Source organism: Cyanobacterium sp. IPPAS B-1200, assembly GCF_001747005.2.
Classification (GTDB): domain Bacteria; phylum Cyanobacteriota; class Cyanobacteriia; order Cyanobacteriales; family Cyanobacteriaceae; genus Cyanobacterium.
In genome coordinates, this window is sequence record NZ_CP182899.1 from 1,942,846 (window position 1) to 1,968,675 (window position 25,830).

The 25,830-nt window shown below is 40.2% G+C and carries 24 protein-coding genes; 8 read left to right on the forward strand and 16 right to left on the reverse strand.

What is annotated here, in order from left to right; all coding sequences use genetic code 11:
* Positions 1-19: 19 nt before the first annotated feature.
* Together A5482_RS08865 and A5482_RS08870 are read right to left on the reverse strand one after the other, a co-directional pair.
* Complete coding sequence (locus A5482_RS08865) at positions 20-424, reverse strand: PIN domain-containing protein (protein WP_069791945.1); 405 nt, start codon at positions 422-424, stop codon at positions 20-22.
* On the reverse strand, positions 421-687 hold the full coding sequence (locus tag A5482_RS08870) for a hypothetical protein (RefSeq protein WP_069791946.1): 267 nt from the start codon (positions 685-687) through the stop codon (positions 421-423). The genes A5482_RS08865 and A5482_RS08870 overlap by 4 nt, the downstream gene beginning before the upstream one ends.
* A 219-nt stretch (positions 688-906) precedes the next feature.
* Between A5482_RS08870 and A5482_RS08875 the strand changes: the two genes are divergently transcribed.
* On the forward strand, positions 907-2,082 hold the full coding sequence (locus tag A5482_RS08875) for a transaldolase (RefSeq protein WP_069791947.1): 1,176 nt from the start codon (positions 907-909) through the stop codon (positions 2,080-2,082).
* A gap of 105 nt (positions 2,083-2,187) precedes the next feature.
* Here the strand turns inward: A5482_RS08875 and grxD are convergent, their stop codons facing one another.
* The 4 genes from grxD to A5482_RS08895 form a co-directional block, all read right to left on the reverse strand.
* Entirely contained in the window at positions 2,188-2,511 is a 324-nt protein-coding gene (gene grxD / locus A5482_RS08880; RefSeq protein WP_069791948.1) for a Grx4 family monothiol glutaredoxin, read from the reverse strand.
* 87 nt (positions 2,512-2,598) lie between these two features.
* Positions 2,599-2,853: a BolA family protein gene (locus A5482_RS08885; RefSeq protein ID WP_069791949.1), complete on the reverse strand. Its 255-nt coding sequence runs from the start codon at positions 2,851-2,853 to the stop codon at positions 2,599-2,601.
* A 100-nt stretch (positions 2,854-2,953) separates the two neighbouring features.
* On the reverse strand, positions 2,954-3,727 hold the full coding sequence (hisF, locus tag A5482_RS08890; RefSeq protein WP_069791950.1) for an imidazole glycerol phosphate synthase subunit HisF: 774 nt from the start codon (positions 3,725-3,727) through the stop codon (positions 2,954-2,956).
* 95 nt (positions 3,728-3,822) lie between these two features.
* Positions 3,823-4,917, reverse strand: coding sequence for an ABC transporter ATP-binding protein (locus A5482_RS08895; protein ID WP_069791951.1), 1,095 nt, complete (start codon positions 4,915-4,917; stop codon positions 3,823-3,825).
* A gap of 187 nt (positions 4,918-5,104) precedes the next feature.
* Between A5482_RS08895 and galE the strand changes: the two genes are divergently transcribed.
* Positions 5,105-6,091, forward strand: a complete 987-nt coding sequence (gene galE, locus A5482_RS08900) for a UDP-glucose 4-epimerase GalE (protein WP_069791952.1) — start codon at positions 5,105-5,107, stop codon at positions 6,089-6,091.
* Here the strand turns inward: galE and murD are convergent.
* From murD to petJ, 3 genes are all read right to left on the reverse strand, one after another.
* Positions 6,085-7,443: a UDP-N-acetylmuramoyl-L-alanine--D-glutamate ligase gene (gene murD, locus A5482_RS08905; protein ID WP_069791953.1), complete on the reverse strand. Its 1,359-nt coding sequence runs from the start codon at positions 7,441-7,443 to the stop codon at positions 6,085-6,087. The two genes, galE and murD, sit on opposite strands and share 7 nt — an antisense overlap.
* Positions 7,444-7,485: 42 nt before the next feature.
* Positions 7,486-8,064 carry an RDD family protein gene (locus A5482_RS08910; protein WP_069791954.1) on the reverse strand — a complete coding sequence of 193 codons (579 nt, stop codon included), beginning with the start codon at positions 8,062-8,064 and terminating at the stop codon, positions 7,486-7,488.
* A 319-nt stretch (positions 8,065-8,383) separates the two neighbouring features.
* A complete protein-coding gene (gene petJ / locus A5482_RS08915; RefSeq protein ID WP_069791955.1) occupies positions 8,384-8,719 on the reverse strand; it encodes a cytochrome c6 PetJ in 336 nt (111 codons plus the stop codon).
* Positions 8,720-8,897: 178 nt separating this feature from the next.
* Here petJ and A5482_RS08920 point away from each other — a divergent pair, with 178 nt between their 5' ends.
* The 4 genes from A5482_RS08920 to A5482_RS08935 all read left to right on the forward strand — a co-directional run bounded on the left by A5482_RS08920 (position 8,898) and on the right by A5482_RS08935 (position 14,812).
* Positions 8,898-9,740 (forward strand): ABC transporter ATP-binding protein, encoded by an 843-nt coding sequence (locus tag A5482_RS08920; protein WP_083260505.1) that lies wholly within the window; start codon positions 8,898-8,900, stop codon positions 9,738-9,740.
* Positions 9,741-9,817: 77 nt separating this feature from the next.
* On the forward strand, positions 9,818-11,995 hold the full coding sequence (locus A5482_RS08925) for a lytic transglycosylase domain-containing protein (protein WP_069791957.1): 2,178 nt from the start codon (positions 9,818-9,820) through the stop codon (positions 11,993-11,995).
* Positions 11,996-12,136: 141 nt separating this feature from the next.
* Complete coding sequence (locus A5482_RS08930) at positions 12,137-14,299, forward strand: polyribonucleotide nucleotidyltransferase (protein WP_069791958.1); 2,163 nt, start codon at positions 12,137-12,139, stop codon at positions 14,297-14,299.
* A gap of 117 nt (positions 14,300-14,416) precedes the next feature.
* On the forward strand, positions 14,417-14,812 hold the full coding sequence (locus tag A5482_RS08935; protein ID WP_069791959.1) for a DUF309 domain-containing protein: 396 nt from the start codon (positions 14,417-14,419) through the stop codon (positions 14,810-14,812).
* 53 nt (positions 14,813-14,865) lie between these two features.
* Here A5482_RS08935 and A5482_RS08940 read toward each other — a convergent pair whose 3' ends face one another.
* From A5482_RS08940 to A5482_RS08950, 3 genes are all read right to left on the reverse strand, one after another.
* Positions 14,866-16,206, reverse strand: a complete 1,341-nt coding sequence (locus A5482_RS08940; RefSeq protein ID WP_069791960.1) for a gluconeogenesis factor YvcK family protein — start codon at positions 16,204-16,206, stop codon at positions 14,866-14,868.
* Between the two features lie 52 nt (positions 16,207-16,258).
* Positions 16,259-17,488, reverse strand: coding sequence for an ATP-dependent 6-phosphofructokinase (locus A5482_RS08945; protein WP_446684755.1), 1,230 nt, complete (start codon positions 17,486-17,488; stop codon positions 16,259-16,261).
* Positions 17,489-17,733: 245 nt separating this feature from the next.
* Positions 17,734-18,003, reverse strand: coding sequence for a YciI family protein (locus tag A5482_RS08950; RefSeq protein WP_069791961.1), 270 nt, complete (start codon positions 18,001-18,003; stop codon positions 17,734-17,736).
* 252 nt (positions 18,004-18,255) lie between these two features.
* Here A5482_RS08950 and A5482_RS08955 point away from each other — a divergent pair, with 252 nt between their 5' ends.
* Positions 18,256-21,516, forward strand: coding sequence for an efflux RND transporter permease subunit (locus tag A5482_RS08955; protein WP_069791962.1), 3,261 nt, complete (start codon positions 18,256-18,258; stop codon positions 21,514-21,516).
* Positions 21,517-21,610: 94 nt separating this feature from the next.
* Here the strand turns inward: A5482_RS08955 and A5482_RS08960 are convergent, their stop codons facing one another.
* The 3 genes from A5482_RS08960 to rsfS all read right to left on the reverse strand — a co-directional run bounded on the left by A5482_RS08960 (position 21,611) and on the right by rsfS (position 23,729).
* On the reverse strand, positions 21,611-22,564 hold the full coding sequence (locus tag A5482_RS08960; protein WP_069791963.1) for an asparaginase: 954 nt from the start codon (positions 22,562-22,564) through the stop codon (positions 21,611-21,613).
* A gap of 36 nt (positions 22,565-22,600) precedes the next feature.
* The gene (locus A5482_RS08965; protein WP_069791964.1) at positions 22,601-23,086 is read right to left on the reverse strand and encodes a CGLD27 family protein; all 486 of its coding nucleotides are present in this window, start codon (positions 23,084-23,086) and stop codon (positions 22,601-22,603) included.
* A gap of 217 nt (positions 23,087-23,303) precedes the next feature.
* Entirely contained in the window at positions 23,304-23,729 is a 426-nt protein-coding gene (gene rsfS, locus A5482_RS08970) for a ribosome silencing factor (protein WP_069791965.1), read from the reverse strand.
* A gap of 101 nt (positions 23,730-23,830) precedes the next feature.
* Between rsfS and A5482_RS08975 the strand changes: the two genes are divergently transcribed.
* Positions 23,831-24,742 (forward strand): AAA family ATPase, encoded by a 912-nt coding sequence (locus tag A5482_RS08975; RefSeq protein WP_069791966.1) that lies wholly within the window; start codon positions 23,831-23,833, stop codon positions 24,740-24,742.
* Between the two features lie 49 nt (positions 24,743-24,791).
* On the opposite strand, the gene A5482_RS08980 is transcribed toward A5482_RS08975, so the two are convergent.
* Positions 24,792-25,763 (reverse strand): SDR family oxidoreductase, encoded by a 972-nt coding sequence (locus A5482_RS08980; RefSeq protein ID WP_069791967.1) that lies wholly within the window; start codon positions 25,761-25,763, stop codon positions 24,792-24,794.
* Positions 25,764-25,830: the final 67 nt, after the last annotated feature.

Here is a 25,830-nt window from a genome sequence, read left to right on the forward strand (position 1 = left end):
TTTTTACAAAACTTAATTTTTAGCGAATAAACTGAATATCACATATATTAAGAGGTACAACAGGTTCAAACTCTTTTCTGTCCGAAGTAACTAAGAGACCATTTTCTTGATTAGCAAGGGTTAAAGCAAAACAATCAGCCAGAGAAATTCTTTTTATAGTTGCTTTATAAGTTGCTGCCTGTTGCCAAAAATTTATACTAATATCATCACAAAACATAACATTAGAGACCAGTAGCATATCAATTATGTTATCGCTAAATTTTGCTCCATCACTACGCAAAAATCCGTAATACACTTCACAAAGATTGACATTATGAATCAAACATTGATGACTAGAATTTAATAAATATTCCTCAACAATTTCTCCGCCCACTTCGTCTTTAACCAAAGCAATCACCGCACAAGCATCTAAAATAATCTTCATCGATGACGCTCTTCCCAGTCAATTTCTTCCTGTTTTTTTTCGGCAAATTTATCACTAGAAAACGAAGATTTACTTGCCATACCTCTTAAACTTTTTGTAAATGCTTGTCTGGTTTCATAATGAGATTTACTGTTTTTCTGCTGATTTTGAAAAGATAGAGACGCATCTAAACTATCCAAAAAATCCATAACAGCGGTTAATTTTTCCGCCTCCATGGTTTCTAAACGTTGCCAAATATTTTGCTTTAATTCAGTTGGAGTCATTATTCTACCTCCAAAGTAAAATTTTTCTACTCAATTGTATTTTAATCTTTTTATTTCTCTACCTTCTCATTGACCTACATTTAATTATCCATGATCAATTCTCAATTGTTCCTGCTTTTGTTTTTGTTGCTAAGATCAAAAAGACAAACCCGAAATATATACTCACATAATTTTACGAGTAGCAATGTTTGGTCAAAAAAAATCCCATAGGAGGAAAAAATGACTAATTTATTAGAACAATTACGCCAATATACCATCGTAGTAGCCGATACAGGTGATATAGGGGCGATCGAAAAATTTACTCCCAGAGATACCACCACCAACCCCTCCCTAATCACCACCGCTGCCCAAATGGCAGAATATCAAACCATTGTGGATGACACCTTAGTAAAAGCCAGAGAAGAATTAGGGGAAAAAGCCCCCGTGGAAAAAGTTATAAAACTAGCTATCGACTGGTTAGCGGTATCTTTTGGCACAAAAATATTAGAAATTGTACCGGGTAGAGTCTCCACGGAAGTAGATGCCCGTCTCTCCTACGACACCGAGGGGACTATTGCCAAAGCCCGTTACCTCATTTCCCTTTATGAAAAGGCAGGTATTGATAAAGAGCGAGTTTTAATTAAAATTGCCGCCACTTGGGAAGGCATTAAAGCCGCTGAAATACTAGAAAAAGAAGGCATTCACTGTAACTTAACTCTCTTATTCGGCTTCCATCAAGCCGTTGCCTGCGCTGAAGCTGGAGTAACTCTGATTTCTCCTTTTGTGGGTAGAATTCTGGATTGGTACAAAAAAAATACGGGTAAAGAATACACAAAAACCGATGACCCCGGGGTACAATCAGTTACAGAAATATATAACTACTATAAAAAATTTGGTTATAAAACCGAGGTGATGGGTGCTAGTTTCCGTAACATTGGGGAAATTACTGAATTGGCAGGATGTGATTTACTGACTATCTCCCCTCAACTGTTACAAAATCTCAAAAATACTGAAGGGGAATTACCCCGTAAACTATGCCCAGAGGTTGCTTCTTCCCTTGAGATAGAAAAAATTACCGTTGATAAAGCCACTTTCGATGAGATGCATGATAAGGACATCATGGCAAATGATAAGTTAGATGAGGGTATTAAAGGATTTACCAAGGCTCTCGAAACCCTTGAAAATTTACTTACTGCTCGTTTAGCTAGGATTGAGGGTAATGATACATTAAACCATGCGATCGAAGATATATTCCATGTTTATGACTTAGATGGAGATGGTTTTATCAGTAGAGAAGAATGGGCAGGGGCAGACGCTGTATTTGATGCCATGGACATTAACCATGATGGCAGAATCTCTCCTGATGAAATGGCATCTAGTCTTGGGGCAGTAGTCTATCTCGCTAAAGCCAGTTAATTTTGTAGGTTAAATTATCATAGAAAAGGTAGGGCGATGTACTGCCCGCCAAGAAAAAGCCCCTCGTCCATGGGGAGAGGGGTTTGGGAATAGAAAAAAAAGATTCTAAGAAGCTAAAGCCACTTCAATCATTTGTTGTAACTCACCACTTTGATAAAGTTCAATTAAAATATCGCTTCCTCCCACAAGTTCACCATTAACATATACTTGAGGAATGGTAGGCCAGTTTGAATATTCTTTGATGCCCTGACGAATATCATAGTCAGCTAAAACGTCAAAAGTTTCAAAAGGTACACCTAAAGTATTTAAAATCTGTACCACATTGTTAGAAAAACCACATTGAGGCATTAATTTATTACCCTTCATGAAAACGACAACGGGGGAATTTTGGATAATTTCGTCAATACGTTGTTTTAGTTCAGGTGTCATAGTTATGTTATTAAATAATTGGTCGAAGTAATTGATTCAAAAGGTAGTGCTATTTTCTCAAACTAAAAAAGTTAGAACAAGTAATACTTATTTACTAGCTATTGCCCATGTTTCGGGGGTAAAAGTTTTGAGGGCGAGGGCGTGGATTGCTTCGGATTGTAATTGAGAATTTAAGGCACCATAAACTAGCTGATGTTGCTTAACTCTAGTTTTTCCTTCAAATTCTTTAGAAACAACGATCGCTTCTAAATGGTCTCCTCCTCCTGTCAAATCCCTTACGACAACCTCTGCATCAGGTAATTGAGACTGAATCATTTGTTTGACTTGTTCCAAACTGACCATAGATTCTACTGTGATTTAATGAGTATGCAAAAAAAATAAATAGCAAATATTTTCACTACTGAATTTTATTATATCACTCACATCTACCAAGATTTTATCTTTAATGGAGGTTGCGGACGGGAATTTTTTGACCATGGAGATAGTCTTTTATTTCCCCTACAGTTAATTGTCCGTAGTGTAATAAGGATGCAAGAAGGGCTGCTTCTGCTTTACCCTCACTAAATGCTTCATAAATATGGTGGCAATTTCCTGCCCCTCCTGAAGCGATAACGGGGATTTCTACGCTATGGGCGATCGCCCTTGTCAACTCTAAATCATACCCAGCCTGGGTGCCATCAGCATCCATACTGGTAACAAGTAACTCTCCTGCCCCCCTCGAAGCCACTTCCTTTGCCCACCAAAGAGCATCGATACCTGTGTTTTCCCTACCCCCACGCACATAGACATCCCAACCAGGGTTATCAGGATTTTCCCTTTTCCTTGCATCAATGGCCACCACAATACATTGACAACCGAAGCGATCGCTGGCACGATTAATAAAATCAGGATCTTTTACTGCTGTAGAGTTGATACTAATTTTGTCTGCCCCTGCCCGTAATAAATCTTTAACATTATCAAGGGTTTTGATTCCTCCCCCCACAGTTAAAGGGATAAAAACTTGCTCGGCGGTGCGGTAAACTACATCGATGATGGTGTCTCTGCCTTCATGCGTAGCAGTAATATCCAAAAAAACTAACTCGTCTGCCCCTGCGTCATTATATACTTTTGCCAACTCCACAGGATCTCCTGCGTCTTTCAAGTCCACAAAGTTAACTCCTTTTACCACTCTTCCTGCGTTTACATCCAAACAGGGTAATATTCTTTTGGCCAACATAAGATTTTAGTTCAATAACTGACAATTAATATTAATGTACAATTAACGGTGAAAAGTACAAAATTATGGAAGACTGAGATTGTAAAACTTCATAATTATTCATTGCTTATTGCTTCCCCTGTAATAGCATCAAAAAAGAACATGTTATTTTCATCTAATTGAACTAAACTAACATCATTAACATCAATATTATAATTAATAGGTAGTTGAAAACTTAGGGTAATATTACTATTTAAAATCGTTCCTCTCACTAACATTTCTTTGCCTAAAGGCTCAATAATATCGATTCTAATTTTAAGATTATTAATTAAATTTTCTGAGGTATTAATTGTTATAAATTCGGGACGAATACCCAAATCCCAACTTTTTTTTGAGTTCAAAGGAAACCTTTGTAAGATGTGAGGAGATATACTTAAAAATTGTGTTTCACCTATTAATAATTTTTCTTCGGTATAGGTAAAGGGAATAATATTCATGGGGGGACTGCCGAGAAAAGTTGCTACCATGCGATTAGCTGGATTATTGTAAATTTCCTTCGGGGTGCCTATTTGTTGTATTATTCCTTGATCTAATACTACAATGCGATCGCCCAGAGTCATAGCTTCAACTTGATCATGGGTAACATAGATGGTAGTGATACCAACTTGGTGATGGAGTTTTTTTAACTCAGTGCGAGTTTGTTCCCTCAGTTTAGCATCAAGGTTGGATAAAGGTTCATCGAGAAGAAATACTTGGGGTTGCCGAATAATTGCCCTACCCAATGCCACCCTTTGTTGTTGCCCCCCTGATAGCTGTTTCGGTTTACGTTGCAGAAGGTGATTGATATTGAGAATTTGAGAAACAAAATTAACTTTTTCCTCGATTATGGAAGGGCTAACTTTACGCATTTTTAAACCAAAACCCAAATTTTGAGCCACCGTAAGATGGGGATATAGGGCATAATTTTGGAATACCATAGCTACGTCTCTTTCCCTTGCTGGTATCTGATTTACTAAAACATCATCAAAATATAAATTTCCGTCACTAATAGCCTCTAAACCAGAAATACACCGTAGTATGGTGGATTTTCCACAACCAGAAGGCCCTACTAATACCCATAATTCACCATCGGGAATGTCAAAACTGATATTTTCGACTATGGTAGTTTGATTAATTTTACGGCTGATATTATCTAGTTTTACTTTTGCCATTTTGTAATAGAAAAATTAAAGAATTGTAGGTTATAAATGATTAATTATATATGTATGAAAAGTAAACGAGACTCTACGAATAAAACTGTCAATTAAATAATTTATTTACTATAAACTAAAAAAGTGTGAAAATTAATTGACTCTGAAGGTAAAATAAAAAAGTTGTTTAACAAAAGGTAAAAATTCTATGACAATTTTGGTGACGGGGGGGGCTGGTTATATTGGTTCTCATACGGTAAAGTTATTGAAGGATCAAGGTTATGAGTTAATTGTTTTAGATAATCTGGTCTATGGTCATCAAGATATAGCAGAAAAACTCGACGTTAATCTTATTATAGGGGATTTGGGCGATCGCCCCTTACTAGATAAACTATTCCAAGAGTATGCCATCGAAGGGGTAATCCATTTCGCAGCCTATGCCTATGTGGAAGAATCCATGAAAAACCCCGCCAAATATTATCAAAATAACGTAGTTTCTACCCTCAACCTCCTAGAAGCCATGGAATCAGCGGGAGTAAGAAAGATGGTATTTTCTTCTACCTGTGCCAGTTATGGAATGCCCGAAACTATTCCTATTCCTGAAACCCATCCTCAAAATCCTATCAATACCTATGGTTATACCAAATTAGTCATCGAGAAAATGTTGGCAGACTTTCAACGGGCTTATGATTGGGAATATGTAGCCTTTCGTTATTTCAACGCTGCAGGGGCAGACCCTGATGGTATGATAGGAGAAGACCATCATCCAGAAACCCATCTTATTCCCCTAGTCTTATACACAGCCCTAGGCAAAAGAGACAGTATCACCATTTTTGGGGAAGATTATGACACCCTCGATGGTACTTGTATTCGGGATTATATCCATGTTACCGACTTAGCCCAAGCCCACCTTTTAGGGTTAGATTATTTATTACAGGGTGGCAAAAGTGACATCTTTAACCTGGGGAATGGTAGTGGTTTTTCCGTCAAAGAAGTTATTGAGGCTACTAAAAAAGTTACCCAACGAGATTTTAAAGTGGTAAAAGGCGATCGCCGAGTGGGAGATCCACCTATACTGGTAGGAAGTAGTGCTAAAGCCCATAAAATCCTTCATTGGCAACCCCAATACCCCGACATTGAAACCATCATCCACCACGCATGGCAATGGCATCAAAAAAGACACAGTAACTACTGAGAATTAACTAAATGGCGGAAGTCTTCCCCTCGTTCTTCAAAACTGTTATATTGATCGAAACTAGCACAGGCCGGGGAAAGTAACACCACCTTGGCACAGGTTGCTTTCGCTAACTCTTGGGCTTTAACAATGGCGTTACCCATATCACCCACTTTGTAAAAATAGTTATACCCTTCTGCTTCTAAACGAGAGGCAAACAAATCCGAGGCTTCCCCAATGAGTAATACCGCTTTACACTTTTGCTTAATGACATTAATCCAAGCCTTGTCATCCCCTTCCTTGGCTTTTCCTCCAGCGATGAGGATAACGGGGGATGCTACAGACTCTAAACCCACTTGGGCTGCATCATAATTAGTGGCCTTACTATCATTAATGTAATCAACTCCATCAATGGTTTTGATTAACTCTAGGCGATGGACTACCCCAGAAAAAGAAGTGATGGTATGGGCGATCGCACTTTTGCTCACCCCTGCTAATTTAGCGGCAGCCACCGCCAATAACAAATTTTGTTGATTATGACTTCCCACCATTTGAAACAGTGAAATGGGGGCAATTAATTCTCCGAAAGCCACAATCCAGCTATCTTGAAGAAAAACTCCCCGACTCTCATCCCCTAGTAAAAAATCTTTTCCCCTTACACTCGTCCAATAAGCATTTTTCCAATCCCTTTCCAATCCTAAATTACGTATATAAGCATCATCACCATTAAAAATTTTGCTCTGGGAACGTTCCAAAAGTTGAGCTTTAATGGAAGAATAGTTATTCAGGGTTTTATGACGCTCTAAATGATCAGGGGTAAAAGTAGTCCATATTCCTATTTTAGGGGCTAACTCCACACTGGATTCAATTTGATAACTACTAATTTCTGCCACTACCCATTGGGGGGGATTATCTAAGGATTCTAGGGCTAATTCAGAAGCAGCATAACCGATATTACCACAGGCGCAAACGTTAATCTTACCGGCCTTCAACATCGCTTCTATTAAAGCTGTAGTAGTAGTTTTACCATTAGTGCCAGTAATGCCAATCCAAGGAGATGAGTTGAGATAACGCCATGCCAATTCCATCTCACCAATGGTAGGAATTCCTTTTGCCCTTGCTTCTTGCAAAATAGGAATATCCCAAGGCACTCCGGGGCTAACTACAATCAATTCGGGGAGTTTATGGGGATTTAGAGGGAGATTTTGCCCTAACGCAACGGTAATGTTTTCTTCGGCTAAGTTATGCTTAATTTGACGAAAACTATCAGATTCACGGGCATCATATATGGTTACTTCTTTGCCTCCTTTTCTGAGTAACTTTGCAGCGCCGATGCCTGATTTGCCTAAACCGATAATCTCTACTTTTCCCATGCAAGTGATAATGGTACGATGTCAATTTATGATCGTATCATTTTATCTGACTTTTTTTCTATTTTTCTCCCATGCCCGTTGGGCTTCTTTTGTCCATTTTTTGATGCGTAAATCGAGGGAGTATCCTCTTTTTGTTTGCACTATGATAGTGTTAGAAATGCGATCGTGTAGTGCTTGATTATAGTCTTCGTCGGTAAGGGCTGTAAAACCATCAATAATTATAGGGGTGAGAAATAATAATAAGGAAATAAAGTTTTGAAAGTTTATTTTCAGCCCTATCATTGCCAAAAATGAAACTATACTGAGAATTAGTTCTCTTTTGGTGAGGTTAAGAAGAGATGGACGACGACTCAATTTTACATCTATTATTTTCAAGTCAAAAGCCCACTTTCCTAAACTTTGACCTTGATTTTTGTCCACCACAATCACCCTTAAAACCAACCATAGGAGTATAAAAACAAGAAATTTGGCAAAAACATCGGTGACAAGGGAAGAAATTAACCATACCAAGATAAAATCCACTAAAAAAGCATATGCTCGTCTTTCTGGAGGGGCTTTCGGTTTTCTCTCTATTAGAGATTCTTCTTGATACATGGTGGGGTTATTTTCGTTACTTGCCATGTACTTAGTATATGCGATTTTTTCCTTGTGTTGATAATTGGTAATCTTTATATTTTCTGACTGTTTCGATTTAGAGAAAAGGGGGTTAAATCCCTTGTTAAACAATGAAATAAGATTGTGGCGGCGTTACTGAAAACTCGAAACCTTTGGCAAATATAACAGATACGAATACGATAAATAATTGACCACAAAAATTGTAAAATATTCCCGAGCCTAACTAAAAAAAATTTCAGAGCACCCTAGTTATGCTGAGGTTTTTTGTTGGGTTTTGTTACCTCCACCCAACGGACAAGAAATTCTCCTTAAAATTTAAGTCCTTTTATTTCCAGCCTTTTTCGGCTTGGGCTAAAACGTAACTGGCTACATCTTCGATTTGTTGCTCATCTAAACGTCCTAGGAATGCCGGCATAGCTGCTTTTCCTTTATTTACTTGATATATAATTTTTTCGAGGGAATACATATCATATTTTTCTAGGTCTTCTTTTTGTAAGGTTTTGGCTGCATTTACTACATTTCTGCCACCCATGTGACAAGCGGCACAGTTAGCACTAAAAATGGCAGCACCGTTGCCAACATCTCCAGCAAGGGCTGGGCTGGTGAAGGAAAAGCTAAGGAAGGTTGTTAATAATAAGATTAGGCTAATAATTTTCTTCATTGTGTCTTAAGAGATTTTTTGTTTCTTTTCTTATTTTTTCCGAGTGCAACCTTTGCTGTCAAAAGACAATTTGTCAATTTTAAGGGGTTTGTAATTATTCTTTACAATTTAGGAACAATTCTCAGTACCATTAAAATAGTAATTTAGCTAAATTAATCATCATTTTAATAAGTAAATTGTGGCTGTAAGACTTAATAAAGTAACTAAAATATATAATAAAGTACCTGTAGTTAATGATTTGTCCTTTGAAATTAAATCGGGAGAAATCTTTGGTTTATTAGGGCCTAATGGTGCGGGAAAATCAACGACTATCAAAATGTTAATTACCCTTGCCCGGCCTAGTCGGGGTACCATTGAGGTGGCAGGATATGATGTGGCAAAGTCTCCTGAAAGGGTAAAGCGTAATATTGGGGTGGTTTTGCAACAAACTAGCGTTGATGGGGAGTTGACGGTGTGGGAAAATCTCGAATTTCATGGCAGAATGCATCATATCCCCAACCCCGAAAGACAGGAATTGATTGACCGTTGGTTAGATTATGTGGAGTTGGGCGATCGCCGTTTAGACTTGGTTAAAACCCTTTCTGGGGGCATGAAAAGAAGATTACAAATTGCTAGAGCGTTATTACACAATCCCCAAGTCTTATTTTTAGACGAACCTACGGTAGGATTAGATCCGCAAACCCGTCGTCGTTTATGGGAAATTATCAAAGATTTGAACCGTCAGGGTATGACTATTTTACTCACCACCCACTATATGGAGGAAGTAGAATTTTTGTGTGAAAGGGTTGGTATCATTGACGCTGGGCAGTTGATCGAATTGGGTACGGTGGACGAATTTAAACAAAAATATGGACAGGGTATCATGGTAACTCAGAAGGGCGATCGCATTGATTACCAATTTTTCCCCACCACTCAAGAAGCCAACGAATATGTTAATAATATTGAAGACAAAACAGGAATTATGATTCGTCCCTCCAACCTAGAAGATATTTTTGTAAAATTAACGGGACACCAACTTTAAACAGTTGCTCATTGAGAATGAATAATTCTGGGTTCTTCTCATGCCCCATTGCCATAACATCTAGTCTATAGCTATTTATGAAGAAAAGTAAAAAACTAATTCTGCCTCTATCCACCATCCTACTGTTTATCGTGGGTATCATTGGTGCCACGGTATTAACGCCCCAGTTGGGAAATTTGTGGGATAATGTCATAGCCCCTCGCCTAGAAGAGAGACCAGAATATCGCCTTGATGCGCCTTCTGAGGTATTGGAATTGGCGGATGTTAGTCCAGAAGACAGAAAAGCAAGATTAGAGGAAATTGCCAATGGCAGTGAGGCGAGTTTAGATAGGGCGAGGGCAAGATATTTACTGGCTAATGATTTAATTCGGACGGATTTTGATGGGGGACAGGCGTGGAATTATCTCAGGAATTTAGAGAATCAATATCCCATTGTTGCTCCTTACATTGTTCTACGTCAGGGCAGGGCATTGGAGTTAACTAATGATAATTTAAGAGCGAAACAGCATTGGGAAAAATTAATTAATGATTATCCCGACTCCCCGGTAAGTGTGGAGGGTTATTTTCGTCTGGGGCAAGAAGAGCCAGAATATTGGCAAAGGGCGATCGCCCAGTTTCCCCAACATCCACGCACAAAGGAAATTATTTACGAACTATTAGCCCAAAATCCCAACCAAAAAGAACTATTATTAACCATCGCTCAATACGATTTAAGTCCCCGTAGTGATAGCTTTCGAGACAAACTAACCAGTGACTATCAACAAGAATTAGAACCAGCCCAATGGCAGATAATTGGTGATGGTTATTGGGCAAGGGGACAATTTAGAAAAAGTGCCGAAGCCTACGAAAATGCCCCCTCTAGTGCCGAAAATCTTTATCGTATCGCTAGGGGTTATCAGGTAGGAGAAGCCGAAACCCTTGCTATCCCTGCTTATCAAAAACTGATTGAAGAATACCCCAACGAAACTCAAACCGCTCTAGGTTTGCGTCGCTTAGCCACCCTTGTTTCCAGTGATCAAGCCATCGGTTATTTAGATCAAGTGGCTCAAAATTTTCCTGATGAAGCCCCCGAAGCCCTAAACCAGAAATTTGCTCTCCTGAGTAGTGAAAATAAAGGGGATGAGGCAAGTGTAGTGCGAAATCAAGTTATAAGTCGTTATCCCCAATCCGATGAAGCGGCCGATTTTCGTTGGCAAATTGCCCAAGATTTCGTGCAAAATAATGATTTAGTTTCCGCTTGGCAGTGGGCGCAAGAAATTGGTATTAATAACCCCGAAGCTAGTATTACTCCCCGTGCTTCTTTTTGGGTGGGTAAATGGGCGCAAAGTTTGGGGCAGACGGAAGAAGCCCAAAAGGCCTTTGAATTTGTTTTAGAAGAACATCCCCATTCTTACTATGCTTGGCGTTCGGCTGCTAATTTAGGTCGTGGGGTGGGAGATTTTACCACGGTGCGAGATTTAACCTTTGAGGTGGAAGCCTCCGCTGTTCGCTCCATACCCCCTGGAGGTTCAACGATGTTTAAGGAGTTATATTTGCTAGGGGAAGATGAAGATGCGATCGCCCTTTTTGAAGCTGAATTATCAAATCCAGATAATGTAACGGTTACGGAACAATTCACCCAAGGATTGTTAAAACAATTGGATGGGGAATATTTACAAAGTATCAGTCTCATTTGGAGTTTAAGCACCAGAGAAAATCCTGATGACTTGCGCCAATGGCAAATTCTACGCCGTAGTCCTGAATATTGGTATGCTCTTTTTCCCATGCCCTACAAAGATTTGATTGTGGAATGGTCATCCCAAAGAAATCTTAATTCTTTCCTGGTGACGGCTCTTATGCGTCAAGAGTCAAGGTTTCAGCCCCTGATTCAGTCGGCGGTGGGTGCCACAGGATTAATGCAGGTGATGCCCGACACGGGGGAATGGATAGCCCCTCAAATTGAGTTGGAGGAATATTCTTTGACTGACCCCAATGATAATATTAATTTGGGAACGTGGTATTTAGATTATACTCACCGCAAATATGACAATAACTCTCTCTTGGCGATCGCCAGTTACAACGCAGGACCTAGTAATGTAGATAGTTGGATGGAAAGATTTGATCTCAGTGATTTTGATCAATTTGTGGAAAATATCCCCTTTCCCGAAACCAAAGGTTATGTAGAAACGGTTTTTGGCAACTATTGGAACTATGTCAACCTCTATCAACCCGACAGCGAAACCTCTGGTTTAATTAACTTTGGCGATGAAAGTTAAAGCCCATCACCATTGCCCATTGCCTATTCCCCATTCCCTGTTCCATGTTATACCTTAATTCAAGAATTATCCCCATGAATTAACGTTCGCCGTGCTACGATCATTAGGTGATAGAGAAATGAAGAATAAGGAAAAACTTGAATGGAAGAATATGATAAGTCAATATCTTTTTTTGAAGGAAGAGATATAAAAATAAAAGTAGGGTTGTTAGCACCTCAAGCAGGAGGATCAGTATTAATCGAAGCAGGGGAAACATCCGTTTTCGTTACAGCCACTCGTTCTCAGGGCAGAGAAGGCATAGATTTTTTACCTTTAACCGTTGACTATGAGGAGAGATTATATGCAGCGGGACGTATCCCAGGAGGTTTTTTACGCCGTGAAGGAAGACCACCCGAAAAAGCGACTCTTACCAGTCGTTTAATTGATCGCCCCATGCGTCCTCTCTTTCCTTCTTGGTTAAGGGATGATTTACAAATTGTGGCGGCTACCCTATCCATGGATGAGAATGTTCCTCCTGACGTTTTAGCAGTAACGGGGGCATCCATTGCTACTTTGGTGGCTCAAATTCCTTTTGCAGGCCCCATGGCGGCGGTAAGGGTTGGTTTAGTAAAAGATGAATTTATCATTAATCCCACCTTCGAGGAAATTGAAAATGGCGACTTAGATCTTGTGGTGGCAGGTACTCCTGATGGGGTTGTCATGGTAGAAGCAGGGGCAAATCAGCTTCCTGAACAGGACATTATCGAAGCCATCGACTTTGGTTATGAAGCAATTTTAGAACTTATTCAGGCTCAAAAGGATTTAATCCAAGAGTTGGGCATCGAATTGGTGGTGGAATCTAAACCAGATGCGGATTCTAATGTGGATCTGGAAAAGCTCATCGCTGACAAATGTACTAACGAAATTAAGAAGGTTCTTTCTAATTTTGACTTTGACAAAAAAGCCAGAGATGAAGCCCTCGATGTGGTTAAAGCTAATGTGGTAGAAAGTGCGATCGCCCCTTTACCAGAGGAAGATCCCATCAAGGTGGCCATTACCGAAAATCCTAAACTATTAGGCAACCTCTTTAAGCAGTTGACCAAAAAATTAATGCGTCTGCAAATTATTGAGGATGGCGTTAGGGTTGATGGACGTAAACTTGATGAAGTGCGCCCCATTTCCTCTCGGGTACGTTTATTGCCCCCTAGGGTTCATGGTAGTGGTCTTTTCCAAAGGGGTTTAACTCAAGTCTTGTCCATTGCTACCCTCGGTACTCCAGGGGATGCCCAAGATTTAGCCGATGATCTTCATCCTGATGTGGAAAAACGCTATCTTCACCACTACAACTTCCCCCCCTATTCCGTGGGTGAAACCAAACCATTGCGATCGCCCGGTCGTCGGGAAATCGGACATGGTGCCTTAGCCGAAAGGGCGATCGTTCCCGTACTACCCCCCAAAGCAGAATTTCCCTATGTGATTCGAGTTGTATCTGAGGTCTTATCCTCCAATGGATCAACCTCCATGGGGTCTGTGTGTGGCTCTACCCTCGCCTTAATGGATGCCGGAGTACCTATCACCAAACCCGTGAGCGGAGCCGCCATGGGCTTGATAAAAGAAGGGGATGAAGTTCGCATCCTTACCGACATTCAAGGCATAGAAGACTTCCTCGGCGATATGGACTTTAAAGTGGCAGGTACCGATGAAGGTATCACCGCCCTCCAGATGGACATGAAAATCACTGGTTTAGAATTAGAAACCATCGCTAACGCCATCAGACAGGCAAAAACCGCCCGTTTACATATCCTCCAAGAAATGCTCAAACCCATCGGCGAACCTCGCAAGGAATTATCTCCCTTTGCCCCTCGTTTGATGACCATGAAAATTGATCCTGAAATGATTGGTTTAGTCATTGGGCCTGGGGGTAAAACCATCAAGAGTATTACCGAGCAAACTGGCTCAAAAATTGACATAAGCGATGATGGTACTGTCACCATTTGTGCGGTACAAGCCGAAAGAGCTAGTCAAGCCAAGCGTATCATCCAAACCATGACTCGCAAACTCAATGAAGGGGATGTATATTTGGGTAAAGTAACTCGTCTCATTGACATCGGCGCCTTTGTGGAAGTTTTACCTGGTAAAGAAGGAATGATTCATATTTCCCAACTAGCCGAACACAGAGTCGGTAAAGTGGAAGATGAGGTGAACATAGGTGATGAAATTGTGGTTAAAATCCGTGGTTTTGATAACCGTGGACGTTTAAACCTCACCCGTTTAGGCATTCACCCCGAACAAGCTGCGGTAGCTCGTCAAGAAGCGGAAGCTTAATAATGGGATAGGCAATTAGATTTAAAATGTTTTTTTGCCTATTTTTTTCTAACAATTAAAAGTTTAATTTCAAAGGGTTGAAAAGTTTTCAACCCCTGTTTTTTTAGGTGATGATAAATGACCATAGCGGAACAATTACAAAAAGGAATTAATCAATTAAATACAGGAGAATTTTATGCCTGTCATGACACCCTAGAAGAAATTTGGATGGAAGCCCCTGAGACGGAAAAAAAGTTTTATCAAGGTATTCTACAAATTGCGGTGGGTTGTTATCACCTTAGTAATGGTAATTGGCGCGGGGCTGCTATTTTGCTGGGAGAAGGCATTCGCAAGTTAGCGGAGTTTGAACCCACATACTATGATTTAGATATTCTGGCTTTTACTGATGATAGTCATGCTCTTTTGATGGCCTTACAAAAAATTGACCCAGAAGACACAAAAACATTTTATGGGCAATTGTTGGAGAAAAAGGGACGTAATGGTTTAAAGTTACCTCAACTTCATGGTATTTAGGTGAAAAAGCGGAGTAGTTAGGGCAGGGAATAGGGAATAGTTTTTTGTTTTAATTAATCATTATCCCACAATTTATATTTTGGTCTGCGACTATACCATCGAATCAGGGCTTTACTTAGTAAAATAGGGTCATGACGAATGCTAAAGTTATCTGGATTTTCACTCATCACGTTAACCTGTACGATTCTTCTGCCCAATTTTTTTACCTCCTCCCTGTCCAAATATACGGGATGGGAATATTCATTGGCATATACTCTCAAGGCATCGGCAGATGGCGATCGCCCTTGGACTAATACTGCATCAAATAATTCTACTCCACATATAGTATCAATGGCACGAATATGATCTGCCACCGTATAACCATCGGTTTCTCCGGGTTGGGTCATGATATTACATACATATATCTTAGGCACAGAACTACGGGCGATCGCACTTCTAATTTCAGGTATCAATAGATTAGGAATCACACTGGTATATAAACTTCCCGGGCCTAAAATAATATATTCCGCTTGTTCAATAGCCTTTAGCACCGATGGTACAGCTTTCGGAAACTGAGGTTTACAGCCAAAATCAACTATTTTTTGTCGTTTTTCGGGAATTTGTGACTCTCCATGAACCATGGAACCATCGGCATATTTTGCCCATAAAGTAACATTATCTAGGGTAGCAGGTAACACCCGCCCCGTAATAGCCAACACCTTGGCACTAGCATCAATACCCTTTTCCAGATCGTGGGTAATGTCCGCCATAGCCGTCAAAAATAAATTACCAAAACTATGATTTTTTAACCCCTCCCCCTCCCGAAAACGATACTGAAATAACTCCGTTAATAGGGTTTCCTCATTAGCTAAAGCGGCAATGCAATTACGAATATCTCCGGGGGGCAACACCCCCAACTCCCGACGCAAAATCCCCGATGAGCCTCCATCGTCAGCCACCGTTACTACTGCGGTAACATTACCACTATACTTTTTGATTCCTCGCAACAGAGTTGATAAACCTGTACCACCCCCAAGGGCAACAATTTTCATACCCTTATTTCGCTGACGACGATTCCACAACACATCAATCAACTGTTGATCATTTTCAGGTTGTAGGACATCTGTAATAGAACCAAAAGCACCCTTTTGTCCCCAGTATAAAAGAAGAATACCGATAAAAAAAGCCAGTGGCCCAGAGATATAATTGGGAATTACATTGGTGATGCCATTGAGTAAATCAATTAAAAACTCGATCAAACGATTCACAGGGGTTAGCTTTACCCAGATAGCCAATCCTAAGAGAGTGAATAGCACACCTAATAAACTGATAACTAACCAACGTTTTACAGAGATGCCTGGAGATAGCCATCTATACCAGCCCTTATTTTTTTTGCGATCGTTGTTTTTACCCATATCAGTTTATAAGTTCAGTGGTGGAAGGCTTTGAGGATACTAGGGAGAAAAATCAACTTCCTTCCGAAACAGGCTTGGGAGCATCTGAAAAATTATTATCTTCAAAACTCATAGTAGCCGATAAATGAGAATCTCCCAAATATATACCTAATGATAGGGCAGTGCGCACCATAAAACCTTCAGGATCCACAGGAGATGGGCAGGTTTTTTCTTGGTGACACCATTTAATTAAGGGCATAATCTGCTCTAGGGATTTACTTTCTACGGTGCCATTTTGCCAAATAATAAGGCGATTATATCTTTCTTCCTCAATCAAATGTAGGGCTTTGATGCCGAAAAGGGTGGCTAAAATGCGATCGAACGAGCTAGGCACCCCACAACGTTGTAAATGCCCTAATATCGTTGCTCTAGTGTCCACTTGGTCTAAACCACAATAACGCTCATCTCCTGTGGCACAGAGGCGATGACTAGCTTCTTTTAATAAGTGGGCAAGGGTTTCGGCAATATAAGAATCCTTTTCCCCTTCTAATCCCCTTACTCCTTCAGAAATCACTATCAGGGCGAACTTGCGGCGATCGCACCTTAACTTAGCGATATACTGAGTCATACCATCAATAATATTATCCGTTAACTGGGGGGTTAATTCAGGGATTAAAATACAATCAGCCCCCCCCGCAATGCCCGAATGAAGTGCTAAATGTCCAGCATCACGCCCCATCACCTGCACCACCATAATGCGCTCATGACTAGCCGCAGTGAAAGTTAAATCATAGAGGGCTTGGGTGACAGTATTTCGGGCAGTATCAAAACCTACTGAACGTTCGGTAAATGCCACATCATTATCAATAGTTTTAGGAATTACCACCAAATTCCAATCACCCTTTTTCGCCAAATCATAAATAATATCTAAACTGCCATCTCCCCCAATAGCTATGAGGGCATCTAAACCCAACTGACGATAACCCGCCAAAATAGACTCCGTCACATTCTCATTTTTAACATTACCGCGACTAATAGAGCCTAAAACACTACCACTCATAAATTGCAAAACGTCTAACCCCTGCAACACTCCAGGTACATCATAACCATGATCTTTTAATCGTAGATCTTCAATTTCTAAATCTCCTTTGACTATATCAACAAATCCATCCGTACCCCTAGGAATACCAAACACCTCCCAACCTTTTCGGGTAGCATACTTAACCACAGCTCGGATGATAGCATTTAATCCTGGGCAATCTCCACCACTGGTTAAGATACCAATTCTTTTTTTCTGAGTCATTTTTTATTTATTTTTAAGAGATTCACAAATTAAGATCATTCTAAATTGCGTTTAAATATAAAACCCAAAAAAATTGATGGGAGATGGATAAAATCAAGTTTGGATTAGAAAATATATCATCACTCCCCTTGCAATGAATTACAAGGCTAACAATTTATCGTTCAATAAATTGAACTAAGATTATCACCCCCATCCCCTAATCTCGTTATATCCTCATCCCCTCATCTCCCAACACCAGAGATGTTTTAAAATGCTTGTATCCATTCTTTTACTTCATAATCTGTCCAAATACCATTCTGCCAATAGGGGTCAGATTCAATCAAGTTTTTAACATTAGCTTCAGTTTCTGCTTCATAAATCCCAAATACCTTAGTGTTATCCTTCGTAGGGCCTAAGGTGATCAAAATTCCTTCTTCTTTTTGTTTTGCCAAACCGTCTAAGTGTGCCTGACGATAGGGAGTTCTTTTTTCCAGCGCATTTTCACAATAACTACCGAATAAAATGTATTTTGCCATGGTTATTTATTGAAATGATAATCAGACTGTTTATTTTATCAATTAGTGGAGAGTACTTTTCAGAATATAATGTGTTTTCCGTAAGGAAATGCCTTTAGTTACTAATCTATCTCTACCATCAGCTTATTCAGTGCACCCTATTTATAAACCTTTTTCTTATCCTTTCAGTCTAAAGGGTCAAGAGTTTTGATAGCTTTTAAAATCAATGTGTTAAGTTAATGTTAAGTTTTTTAAACTTTATCCCCTCAAACAATGAAATCAAACACAAATAATCCCAGTCAAGGCTTCAGTATCAGCGGTGTTGCCATTCGCCGTCACATAGGTACAATCATGCTGACATTAGCACTAATGGTAATAGGTTTATTTTTCATAAACAACATCGCTGTGGACTTATTGCCTTCCATTACCTATCCTCGCATCGGGGTTAGGGTAAGTACCAACGGTATCGCCCCAGAGGTTGCCATAGAAGAGATTACTCGTCCTCTTGAAGAAGCATTATCAGCTACGGAAGGACTAGAACAAATTTACTCTCGTACAAGGGAAGATAGCGTAAGCCTTGATTTATTTTTTAGGGTAGGAGGCAACATTGATCAAGCCCTTAATGATGCTACGGCTTCTTTTAACCGTGCTAGGGGAAGATTACCCGATAATCTGGATAATATTAGGCTATTCAAATTTGATCCTTCTCAACTACCTGTATATGAATTTGCCATGACATCGGAGAATCTGGATGTTTTGGATTTAAGGATTTTGGCAGAAGAGGAAATCGCTAGAGAATTAACTATTGTGCCGGGGGTTGCTTCGGTGGATGTTTCTGGAGGTGTCAATGAGGAAGTAACAATCGAGATTGATTTAAGCCGTCTTCAGGCTCTTGGGGTGAACTTGAACACAGTTTTAAATGAGCTTGATTCTGCTAACCAAGACATTACAGGGGGAAGGCTTCTAGGGGAAAATAATGAACCTTTAACCAGAGTAGCTGGTAAGTTTTCTTCGGCAGAAGTTTTAGATAATCTTTCTTTTAGTAGCGGGGAAAATGGTCGTAGGGTTTATTTACGGGAGTTTGCCCAAGTGGTTGATGGTAGCCAAGACCAACGGGTTTTTGTTACTCTCAATGGTGTACCTGCGGTAAAAGTAAGTGTGCAAAAGCAACCTGATGCAAATACTATTGAGGTGATTGAGAGTGTCAAGCAACGCCTTGAGGAGTTACAAAGGGGTACCATTTTGCCCGATGGCATTGAGTTTTTACCTACCCTCGATGAGTCGATTTTTATTGAGAATGCCATTGATAATGTGATTATGGCAGGGTTAACGGGCGCTGGACTAGCGGCGATCGCCGTTTTACTTTTTTTAGGCTCTCTGCGTCAAACTTTCATTATCGTAGTATCTATTCCCCTCGCTACCCTTGCCGCCATTATTATGATGCGCCTTTCTGGTTTTTCCCTTAACGTTTTCAGCCTCGGAGGGTTAGCCCTTGGAGTGGGTATTGTGGTAGATAACTCCATTGTGATGCTCGAAACCCTTGTGGGGGGTACAGAAGAGGTAACAAAAGTTCCTGCCAATCGCAGAATTAAAAAGTCTGGTTTTTGGAAAAATCAAGTTATTGAAAAGTCCATCGCCAGTGCTTCTACCGTAGAATCTGCCCTCATTGCCTCCACTAGCACCAACTTGGTAGCGGTGTTACCTTTCCTTTTAATTGGTGGTTTACTTTCTTTACTCTTCAGTGAATTAGTGTTAACCATCAGCTTTGCGATCGCAGCGTCCATTGTGGTCGCCTTAACTATTGTACCCATGCTCACCTCCCGACTTCTTGCCGTGCCATGGAGTAGCAACATTAATAGATTCTTTGTCATTTATTGGTTTAATAAAACCTTTGACAAACTCAACCGACAATATAAATCAACCCTTGGCTTTTTAGTCAACATCCGTTGGATATTCGTCACCATCATCTTTTTAAGTTTAGGGGGAGTTAGCTTCAACCTCGCTCAACAATTACCCCAAGAAATTTTACCATCCATCAACACAGGACAAGTTAACGTTAGAGTTGGTTTTCCTACCGAAACCACCCTCGCCACCAACCGCAGGGTAATGGGTTTAGTTGATGAAATCATCCAAGCCCAACCAGAAACAGAATATGCTTTTACCACCGCAGGGGGGGGGCTATTTGGAGCAAATACCTCAGAAAACGTGTTAAGGGGTTCTAGTGATATTACCCTCAAACCTGGTACAAATGTAGAGGAATTTGCAGGGAGAATAAATCGGGAATTTGCCCAGATGAATTTAGTAGATATAAGGATTCGTGCTTTTCCCGGTAGCGTTAGGGGGCTAAACCTCAACAACTCCCCCGTTAGGGCAGATGTAGATGTTGTTTTACAAGGAAGTGATCAAAACACCCTAGAAGAAGCAGGATCACAAATTATCAATACTTTAGACCAAGAAGCAACCCTATCAGACTTTACTCCCGATAGTGATCCCCGTCAACCAGAAGTAGTTATTCGTCCTAATCTGGCAAGATTAGCCGATTTTAATCTGACAATCCAAGACTTTACCAACTCCCTACGCACCTCCGTGAGTGGGGTGACACCCACCCAACTACAAAGGGGTACTCGGTTGATAGATATAAATGTACAATTGGATTCAGACCAAGTTAGAAATGCTGATGACTTAAGGGATATTCCTATTTTTACCAACGATAATCGCCTTATCCGCCTTGGGGAAGTGGCAACCATCGAAACAGGGGAAGCCCCCTCTGAAATCCGAAGAATTAACCAAAGACAGGTATATATTATTACAGGCAACTTGGCAGAAGGGGCAAACCTAGGTCCTGCCCTAGATGAAATTGATGCCATTATTAATAATATTGATTTACCCCAAGGAATCAGAATTTTACCTAGTTATGCTAGACAGAGTAATGATGAGTTACAATCTTCCCTCCCCATTTTGGGAGGTTTAGCTGGTTTTCTCGTCTTTGTGGTGATGGCAGTACAGTACAATTCTTTGATTGATCCTTTAGTGATTATGTTTACCTTACCCCTCGCCCTATCTGGGGGGATTTATGGATTATATTTCACCGAAACCCCTGTGGGTGCTACGGTAATTGTTGGGGCTATCTTATTGGTAGGAATTGTGGTTAATAACGCTATTGTCATGGTGGAATTAGCAAATCAACTATACGAAGAGCAAAAAGTAAATCCCAATATTTCTCAACCCAGTCGCCATGATTGTGTGATTCAGGCGGCATCCCAGCGTTTACGCCCTATTATGATGACGACCATTACCACGGTATTGGGGATGTATCCTCTGGCTTTAGGAGCAGGGGATGGAGGGGAATTTTTACAGCCTCTTGGCATAGTAGTTTTTTGGGGTTTATCCTTAGCAACTTTGTTAACTTTATTCCTGATACCTTGCTTATATATGCTCTTACATGAGCCTCTTAATTTCTCTTTTGTGGGTTCTAAACAAGAATCTGAAACAGAGGAGGAGTCTGTGCCATCTGAGGAGACGGTTTTAACTTAGGCTTTAACTTCTCTCCCCTGTCATTTTTGTATCAACAAATCATTTTAAGAAGGCGGGGGTTTGTGCAGATTTAATTAAGAAAAAATAAAAAAACTTAAACAAAAGTACATTCTCCAGCCACTTCCAAACGGCGATATTCGTCAATTTTAAGGAATTTATCTCCTAATCTATCAGCCACATCAGGGGAAATCCAGCCCATTTGTTTACATACATGGATAGCGGCGGCATATTTTGCCCGTCTCGCCCCATCTAATACCTTGATGGCTAATCCCATATCTTGGCTAATATTACCAATACACTGTAACCCTTCTGCCCCAGATTTACTAACCAAAGCCCCTTCGGTAAGAGTCATAAATTCCGTATCAAAAGCCCCTTCCCCTGCTATCATTTGGGGATTGTGGGTCATAGCTCGTAAAATCCTTTCTAAATCAATATTACTACCACAGGCAAGTTTGGCATAAAGGGTAGCAATTTGGGACAAGGGTAGGGCATAGGTGGGTACACCGCAATCATCCCTAGCGGCCATCAATTCATCGGGGGGCATGGATAATAATTCAGAAATTTTCTTTAAAACTAAACCCTGTATGGGGTTAGAGCGATGAAAATAGTTTTCTAAACTCCAGTTACGTTGCTGACAGGCGGCTAACATTCCAGCGTGTTTTCCCGAACAATTATGCTGGAGAGGGCTATCTTTTCCCTCTGGTATAGGGCATTTGAGGGCATTGGGATCAATATCTGCTTTCCAAAGAATATTAAATACTTGTCTAGCTTGTTCTATGGTACCTTTGTGGGAAGCACACATAATGGCCAAATCTTGATCGTTGAGGTCAAATCTTTCCAATACTCCCGTACTAGATACCGCTAGGGCTTGGAAGGGTTTGAGGGCAGAGCGAGTGAAAGCAACGGTTTCGGGATCTCCTGCTGCACACAGGGTGCGTCCTTTATCGTCAGCAACGGTAACTTCTACTTGGTGGACAGATTCGACGATACCTTCTCGGAGGAGGTGTACTTCTAGGGGGGGAAATGGACTACGTTTTAATCTACTCATTTATTATTTTGTCTAATTTTGTGTGTCGATTTTTGCTTACATTAACCAAAATAGGATGATACCACTCACCATCAGGGCGATGAGTAATAAACCGCTTTTTTCTAATCTTTTTAAAACTGGTTCTACTTGATAGTTGAATATCAATCTGTCTCTATTATAAATTTCTAGGGGTTTTTCCCATACTTGTCCATCATACCAGCTTGATTCTTCGTAAACTATTTTTGTTTTCTTGAGGCGATCGCCTATATACTTCCATCCAAGATATAACCTTATCAAAACAAAGGCGACGAATAAACTCGAACCTAGAGCGCTAGCAATAAGGAAAGGAAAAGTTTGCTCATCGGGGGGAAAACTAGCACTAGAAATGGGGGCGGTGAGTAATAAACTTAAACTCCAAACCCCTGATAATTTAGAAAAAAATTTAGTTTTGGGTAATGTTACCCACTGAAAAAACCACGATTGAGCTAATTCTTGATACTCGTTAACGGGTTGTTGTTCAACCGGTACAGGACAAAATGACATGATAATGAGTAATGGATAATTGATAATGGATAATTAATAACGGAAAAAATTAGTCATCAATCATCAATTGTAAATTATTATTACGTTACCTGTTTTACACTGTGACAGGGAATTTACTGTTATGGCAAATAAAAACTAGGTTGTGTGATGCTCACTACTTATTGATAAGGGGTTTAGAACCCCTTGCCTTTATTTTTTCAAAAATCATTGATGCTGACTATTTATTCATCCATTCGTGGTTGTCGATGGTTGTGGCTCTGCCCCAAAATGCTTCTAGCCCATAGTATTCACGGGCTTCGGGTAATAAAATGTGGGCAATCACATCACCATAATCATGTAAAATCCAATTACCTTCGCTTTTTCCTTCTATCCTTACGGGTTCGATGGCCATTTTGTCGCTTACTTGTCCTTCAATAGATAGGGAAATCGCCCTTAGTTGGGGAACAGAAAAACCAGTGATAATCACGAAATAATCAGCGAGATATGATAATTCGGATACATCTAAAATTTTGATGTCTGTACCCTTGCGATCGTCCGCGGCATCAGCAATAATAAAAGCTAATTCTTTACTGTCAAAAGGTCTGTTTACATTGTCGGTGGGTGGATTTGATTGATGCTCTATTTGTAGATCAGATTTAGTCATTCAAAAATAATATACACTCTATTTTTTCTTATTATAACCATCCTTTGCAGAAGGTGAACCGTTGCTATAATTAGGGGATAAAATCCATTCATAGTGCCTCCATGAGAGAAAAAATTACCGCCCTCCAAGAAAATTTAGCCCGTGCGATCGTGGGTAAAGAAGAACCGATAAAATTAGTTATGGTAGCCCTCCTCAGTGGTGGTCATGCCCTGCTTGAAGACGTTCCAGGGGTTGGTAAAACCTTATTGGCAAAATCCCTCGCCAAGTCCATTAATGGTAGGTTTCAGAGAGTCCAATGTACCCCTGATTTATTGCCTAGTGATGTGACGGGGACGAATATTTGGAATCCTAGCAGTAGGGAATTTGAATTTTTACCAGGTCCGGCTTTTGCTAATATTTTTCTTGCCGATGAAATTAACCGTGCTACCCCTCGAACTCAATCATCTTTACTAGAGGTCATGGAAGAAAAACAAATTACTGTAGATGGTGAGGCTCGTAATGTGCCTAATCCTTTCTTTGTCATCGCCACCCAAAACCCCGTGGAATATCAAGGGACATTTCCTCTACCAGAAGCACAAATGGATCGTTTTACCATCTCCCTGAGTGTGGGTTATCCTTCCCCCGAAGAGGAGCTTTTGATGTTACAAAAACAATTGGATAAGGGTTGGATAGGGGATGATTTAACCCCTTGCCTTTCATTGGAGGATGTCATCGATTTACAAAAATCCTGCCAAAAAATTAAGGTAGCCCCTGAGTTACAAAGATATATTGTTGATTTGGTAACTACCTCTAGGAATGATGATGAGATTAGTTTGGGGGTAAGTCCTAGGGGTACGTCGGCTATGCAAAAGGCAGTCCAAGCCCTTGCTTTTATTGAGGGTAGGGAATATGGAACCCCTGATGATGTGAAGTTTTTAGCCCCCCATGTGTTGGCTCATCGTTTGATTGCTAGGGGGGGAAGAAATCCCAAGGTAATTATCGATCGCCTTTTACGTACTGTTCCTTTATCTTAGTGCTTTGGTGGGCCTGGCCCACCCTACCCCATGGCTTTTTGTGGCAACCCTATTTGAAGAAACTGCTTTTCTTTTTCTTTTTTTTCTTGCTTTGCTCAAAATCAATTTCTTTCACTTTTTTCATAATACGAGTGAAGTATTCTTGTAAATATTCTTCTAATTTGGTAATATCATCTCTATCAACCTGTAATGTCTCATATACATTGTCCATAGGGGCATTCATGGGTTTACCACCAGCTATTACTTCGGCAAAAGCGAGACGGTCTGAAGCGTTCAATGTCCAGCCAAAACAACGAGTCAAGCCCCTTAAAAATCTGAGTAATCCAATAGGAATACGGGATACTTTGGCTTCTTTTCCTGATAGTCTTTCACATAATGATATTATTTCTTCTCCGCTCCAGGCGCGATCGCCCATAATAGGGTAAGTTTGCTTCTCGGTGCCCGGAATCTCAAGGGCTTTGATTACAAATTTTGCCACATCCTGACTATTCATATAAGCAATGGGAGTATTTTCTCCACTCACCCACACAGGTTGATTATCCAAAATAGGAATACCATACTGAGGAATCAAACCCTGCATAAATCCAGCTAATTGGAAAATAGTATAATCTAACCCAGATTCTTGTAAAAATAACTCAGTACAATATTTAATATTCATCAAAGGAACATTCTCAAATTCCTTGGCATTAATAATACTGAAGAAAATATAACGTTTAATATCAGCCTCTTGGGTAGCCTGAATTAAATTCACCTTACCCTGCCAGTCCACCTGCTTAATACTCAATGAACTTGTTGCCCTTGTGGTAGCCGCATCAATTACCGCATCCACTCCTTCCAAAGCTGGTGGCAAAGTTTCTGCATCGCAAATATCACCGATAATTAAGTCTGCACCCCACTCCTTGAGAAAACTAGCTTTGCTAGTATTTCTCACCAAACAACGTACTTGATAATCATTGTCGAGGGCATGGCGCACAATTTGTCTTCCCAGTGTGCCTGTTGCTCCAACTACTAATATTTTCATTATAATTGTTAATTTATTTTACATATTTTAAACTTTCATTAAGATTTTATCAGAAAAGCTCTTATTT

Bases quoted from the DNA above. Each gene is read 5' to 3' on its own strand.
- A5482_RS08960 (WP_069791963.1), bottom strand. From the start codon at position 22,564: ATGAGTAGATTAAAACGTAGTCCATTTCCCCCCCTAGAAGTACACCTC.
- A5482_RS08930 (WP_069791958.1), top strand. From the start codon at position 12,137: ATGGAAGAATATGATAAGTCAATATCTTTTTTTGAAGGAAGAGATATA.
- A5482_RS08910 (WP_069791954.1), bottom strand. From the start codon at position 8,064: ATGGCAAGTAACGAAAATAACCCCACCATGTATCAAGAAGAATCTCTA.
- A5482_RS08865 (WP_069791945.1), bottom strand. From the start codon at position 424: ATGAAGATTATTTTAGATGCTTGTGCGGTGATTGCTTTGGTTAAAGAC.
- A5482_RS08870 (WP_069791946.1), bottom strand. From the start codon at position 687: ATGACTCCAACTGAATTAAAGCAAAATATTTGGCAACGTTTAGAAACC.
- A5482_RS08965 (WP_069791964.1), bottom strand. From the start codon at position 23,086: ATGTCATTTTGTCCTGTACCGGTTGAACAACAACCCGTTAACGAGTAT.
- grxD (WP_069791948.1), bottom strand. From the start codon at position 2,511: ATGACACCTGAACTAAAACAACGTATTGACGAAATTATCCAAAATTCC.
- A5482_RS08955 (WP_069791962.1), top strand. From the start codon at position 18,256: ATGAAATCAAACACAAATAATCCCAGTCAAGGCTTCAGTATCAGCGGT.
- A5482_RS08980 (WP_069791967.1), bottom strand. From the start codon at position 25,763: ATGAAAATATTAGTAGTTGGAGCAACAGGCACACTGGGAAGACAAATT.
- galE (WP_069791952.1), top strand. From the start codon at position 5,105: ATGACAATTTTGGTGACGGGGGGGGCTGGTTATATTGGTTCTCATACG.
- rsfS (WP_069791965.1), bottom strand. From the start codon at position 23,729: ATGACTAAATCTGATCTACAAATAGAGCATCAATCAAATCCACCCACC.
- hisF (WP_069791950.1), bottom strand. From the start codon at position 3,727: ATGTTGGCCAAAAGAATATTACCCTGTTTGGATGTAAACGCAGGAAGA.
- murD (WP_069791953.1), bottom strand. From the start codon at position 7,443: ATGGGAAAAGTAGAGATTATCGGTTTAGGCAAATCAGGCATCGGCGCT.
- A5482_RS08975 (WP_069791966.1), top strand. From the start codon at position 23,831: ATGAGAGAAAAAATTACCGCCCTCCAAGAAAATTTAGCCCGTGCGATC.
- A5482_RS08925 (WP_069791957.1), top strand. From the start codon at position 9,818: ATGAAGAAAAGTAAAAAACTAATTCTGCCTCTATCCACCATCCTACTG.
- A5482_RS08885 (WP_069791949.1), bottom strand. From the start codon at position 2,853: ATGGTCAGTTTGGAACAAGTCAAACAAATGATTCAGTCTCAATTACCT.
- A5482_RS08940 (WP_069791960.1), bottom strand. From the start codon at position 16,206: ATGGGTAAAAACAACGATCGCAAAAAAAATAAGGGCTGGTATAGATGG.
- A5482_RS08950 (WP_069791961.1), bottom strand. From the start codon at position 18,003: ATGGCAAAATACATTTTATTCGGTAGTTATTGTGAAAATGCGCTGGAA.
- A5482_RS08875 (WP_069791947.1), top strand. From the start codon at position 907: ATGACTAATTTATTAGAACAATTACGCCAATATACCATCGTAGTAGCC.
- A5482_RS08945 (WP_446684755.1), bottom strand. From the start codon at position 17,488: ATGACTCAGAAAAAAAGAATTGGTATCTTAACCAGTGGTGGAGATTGC.
- A5482_RS08935 (WP_069791959.1), top strand. From the start codon at position 14,417: ATGACCATAGCGGAACAATTACAAAAAGGAATTAATCAATTAAATACA.
- petJ (WP_069791955.1), bottom strand. From the start codon at position 8,719: ATGAAGAAAATTATTAGCCTAATCTTATTATTAACAACCTTCCTTAGC.
- A5482_RS08895 (WP_069791951.1), bottom strand. From the start codon at position 4,917: ATGGCAAAAGTAAAACTAGATAATATCAGCCGTAAAATTAATCAAACT.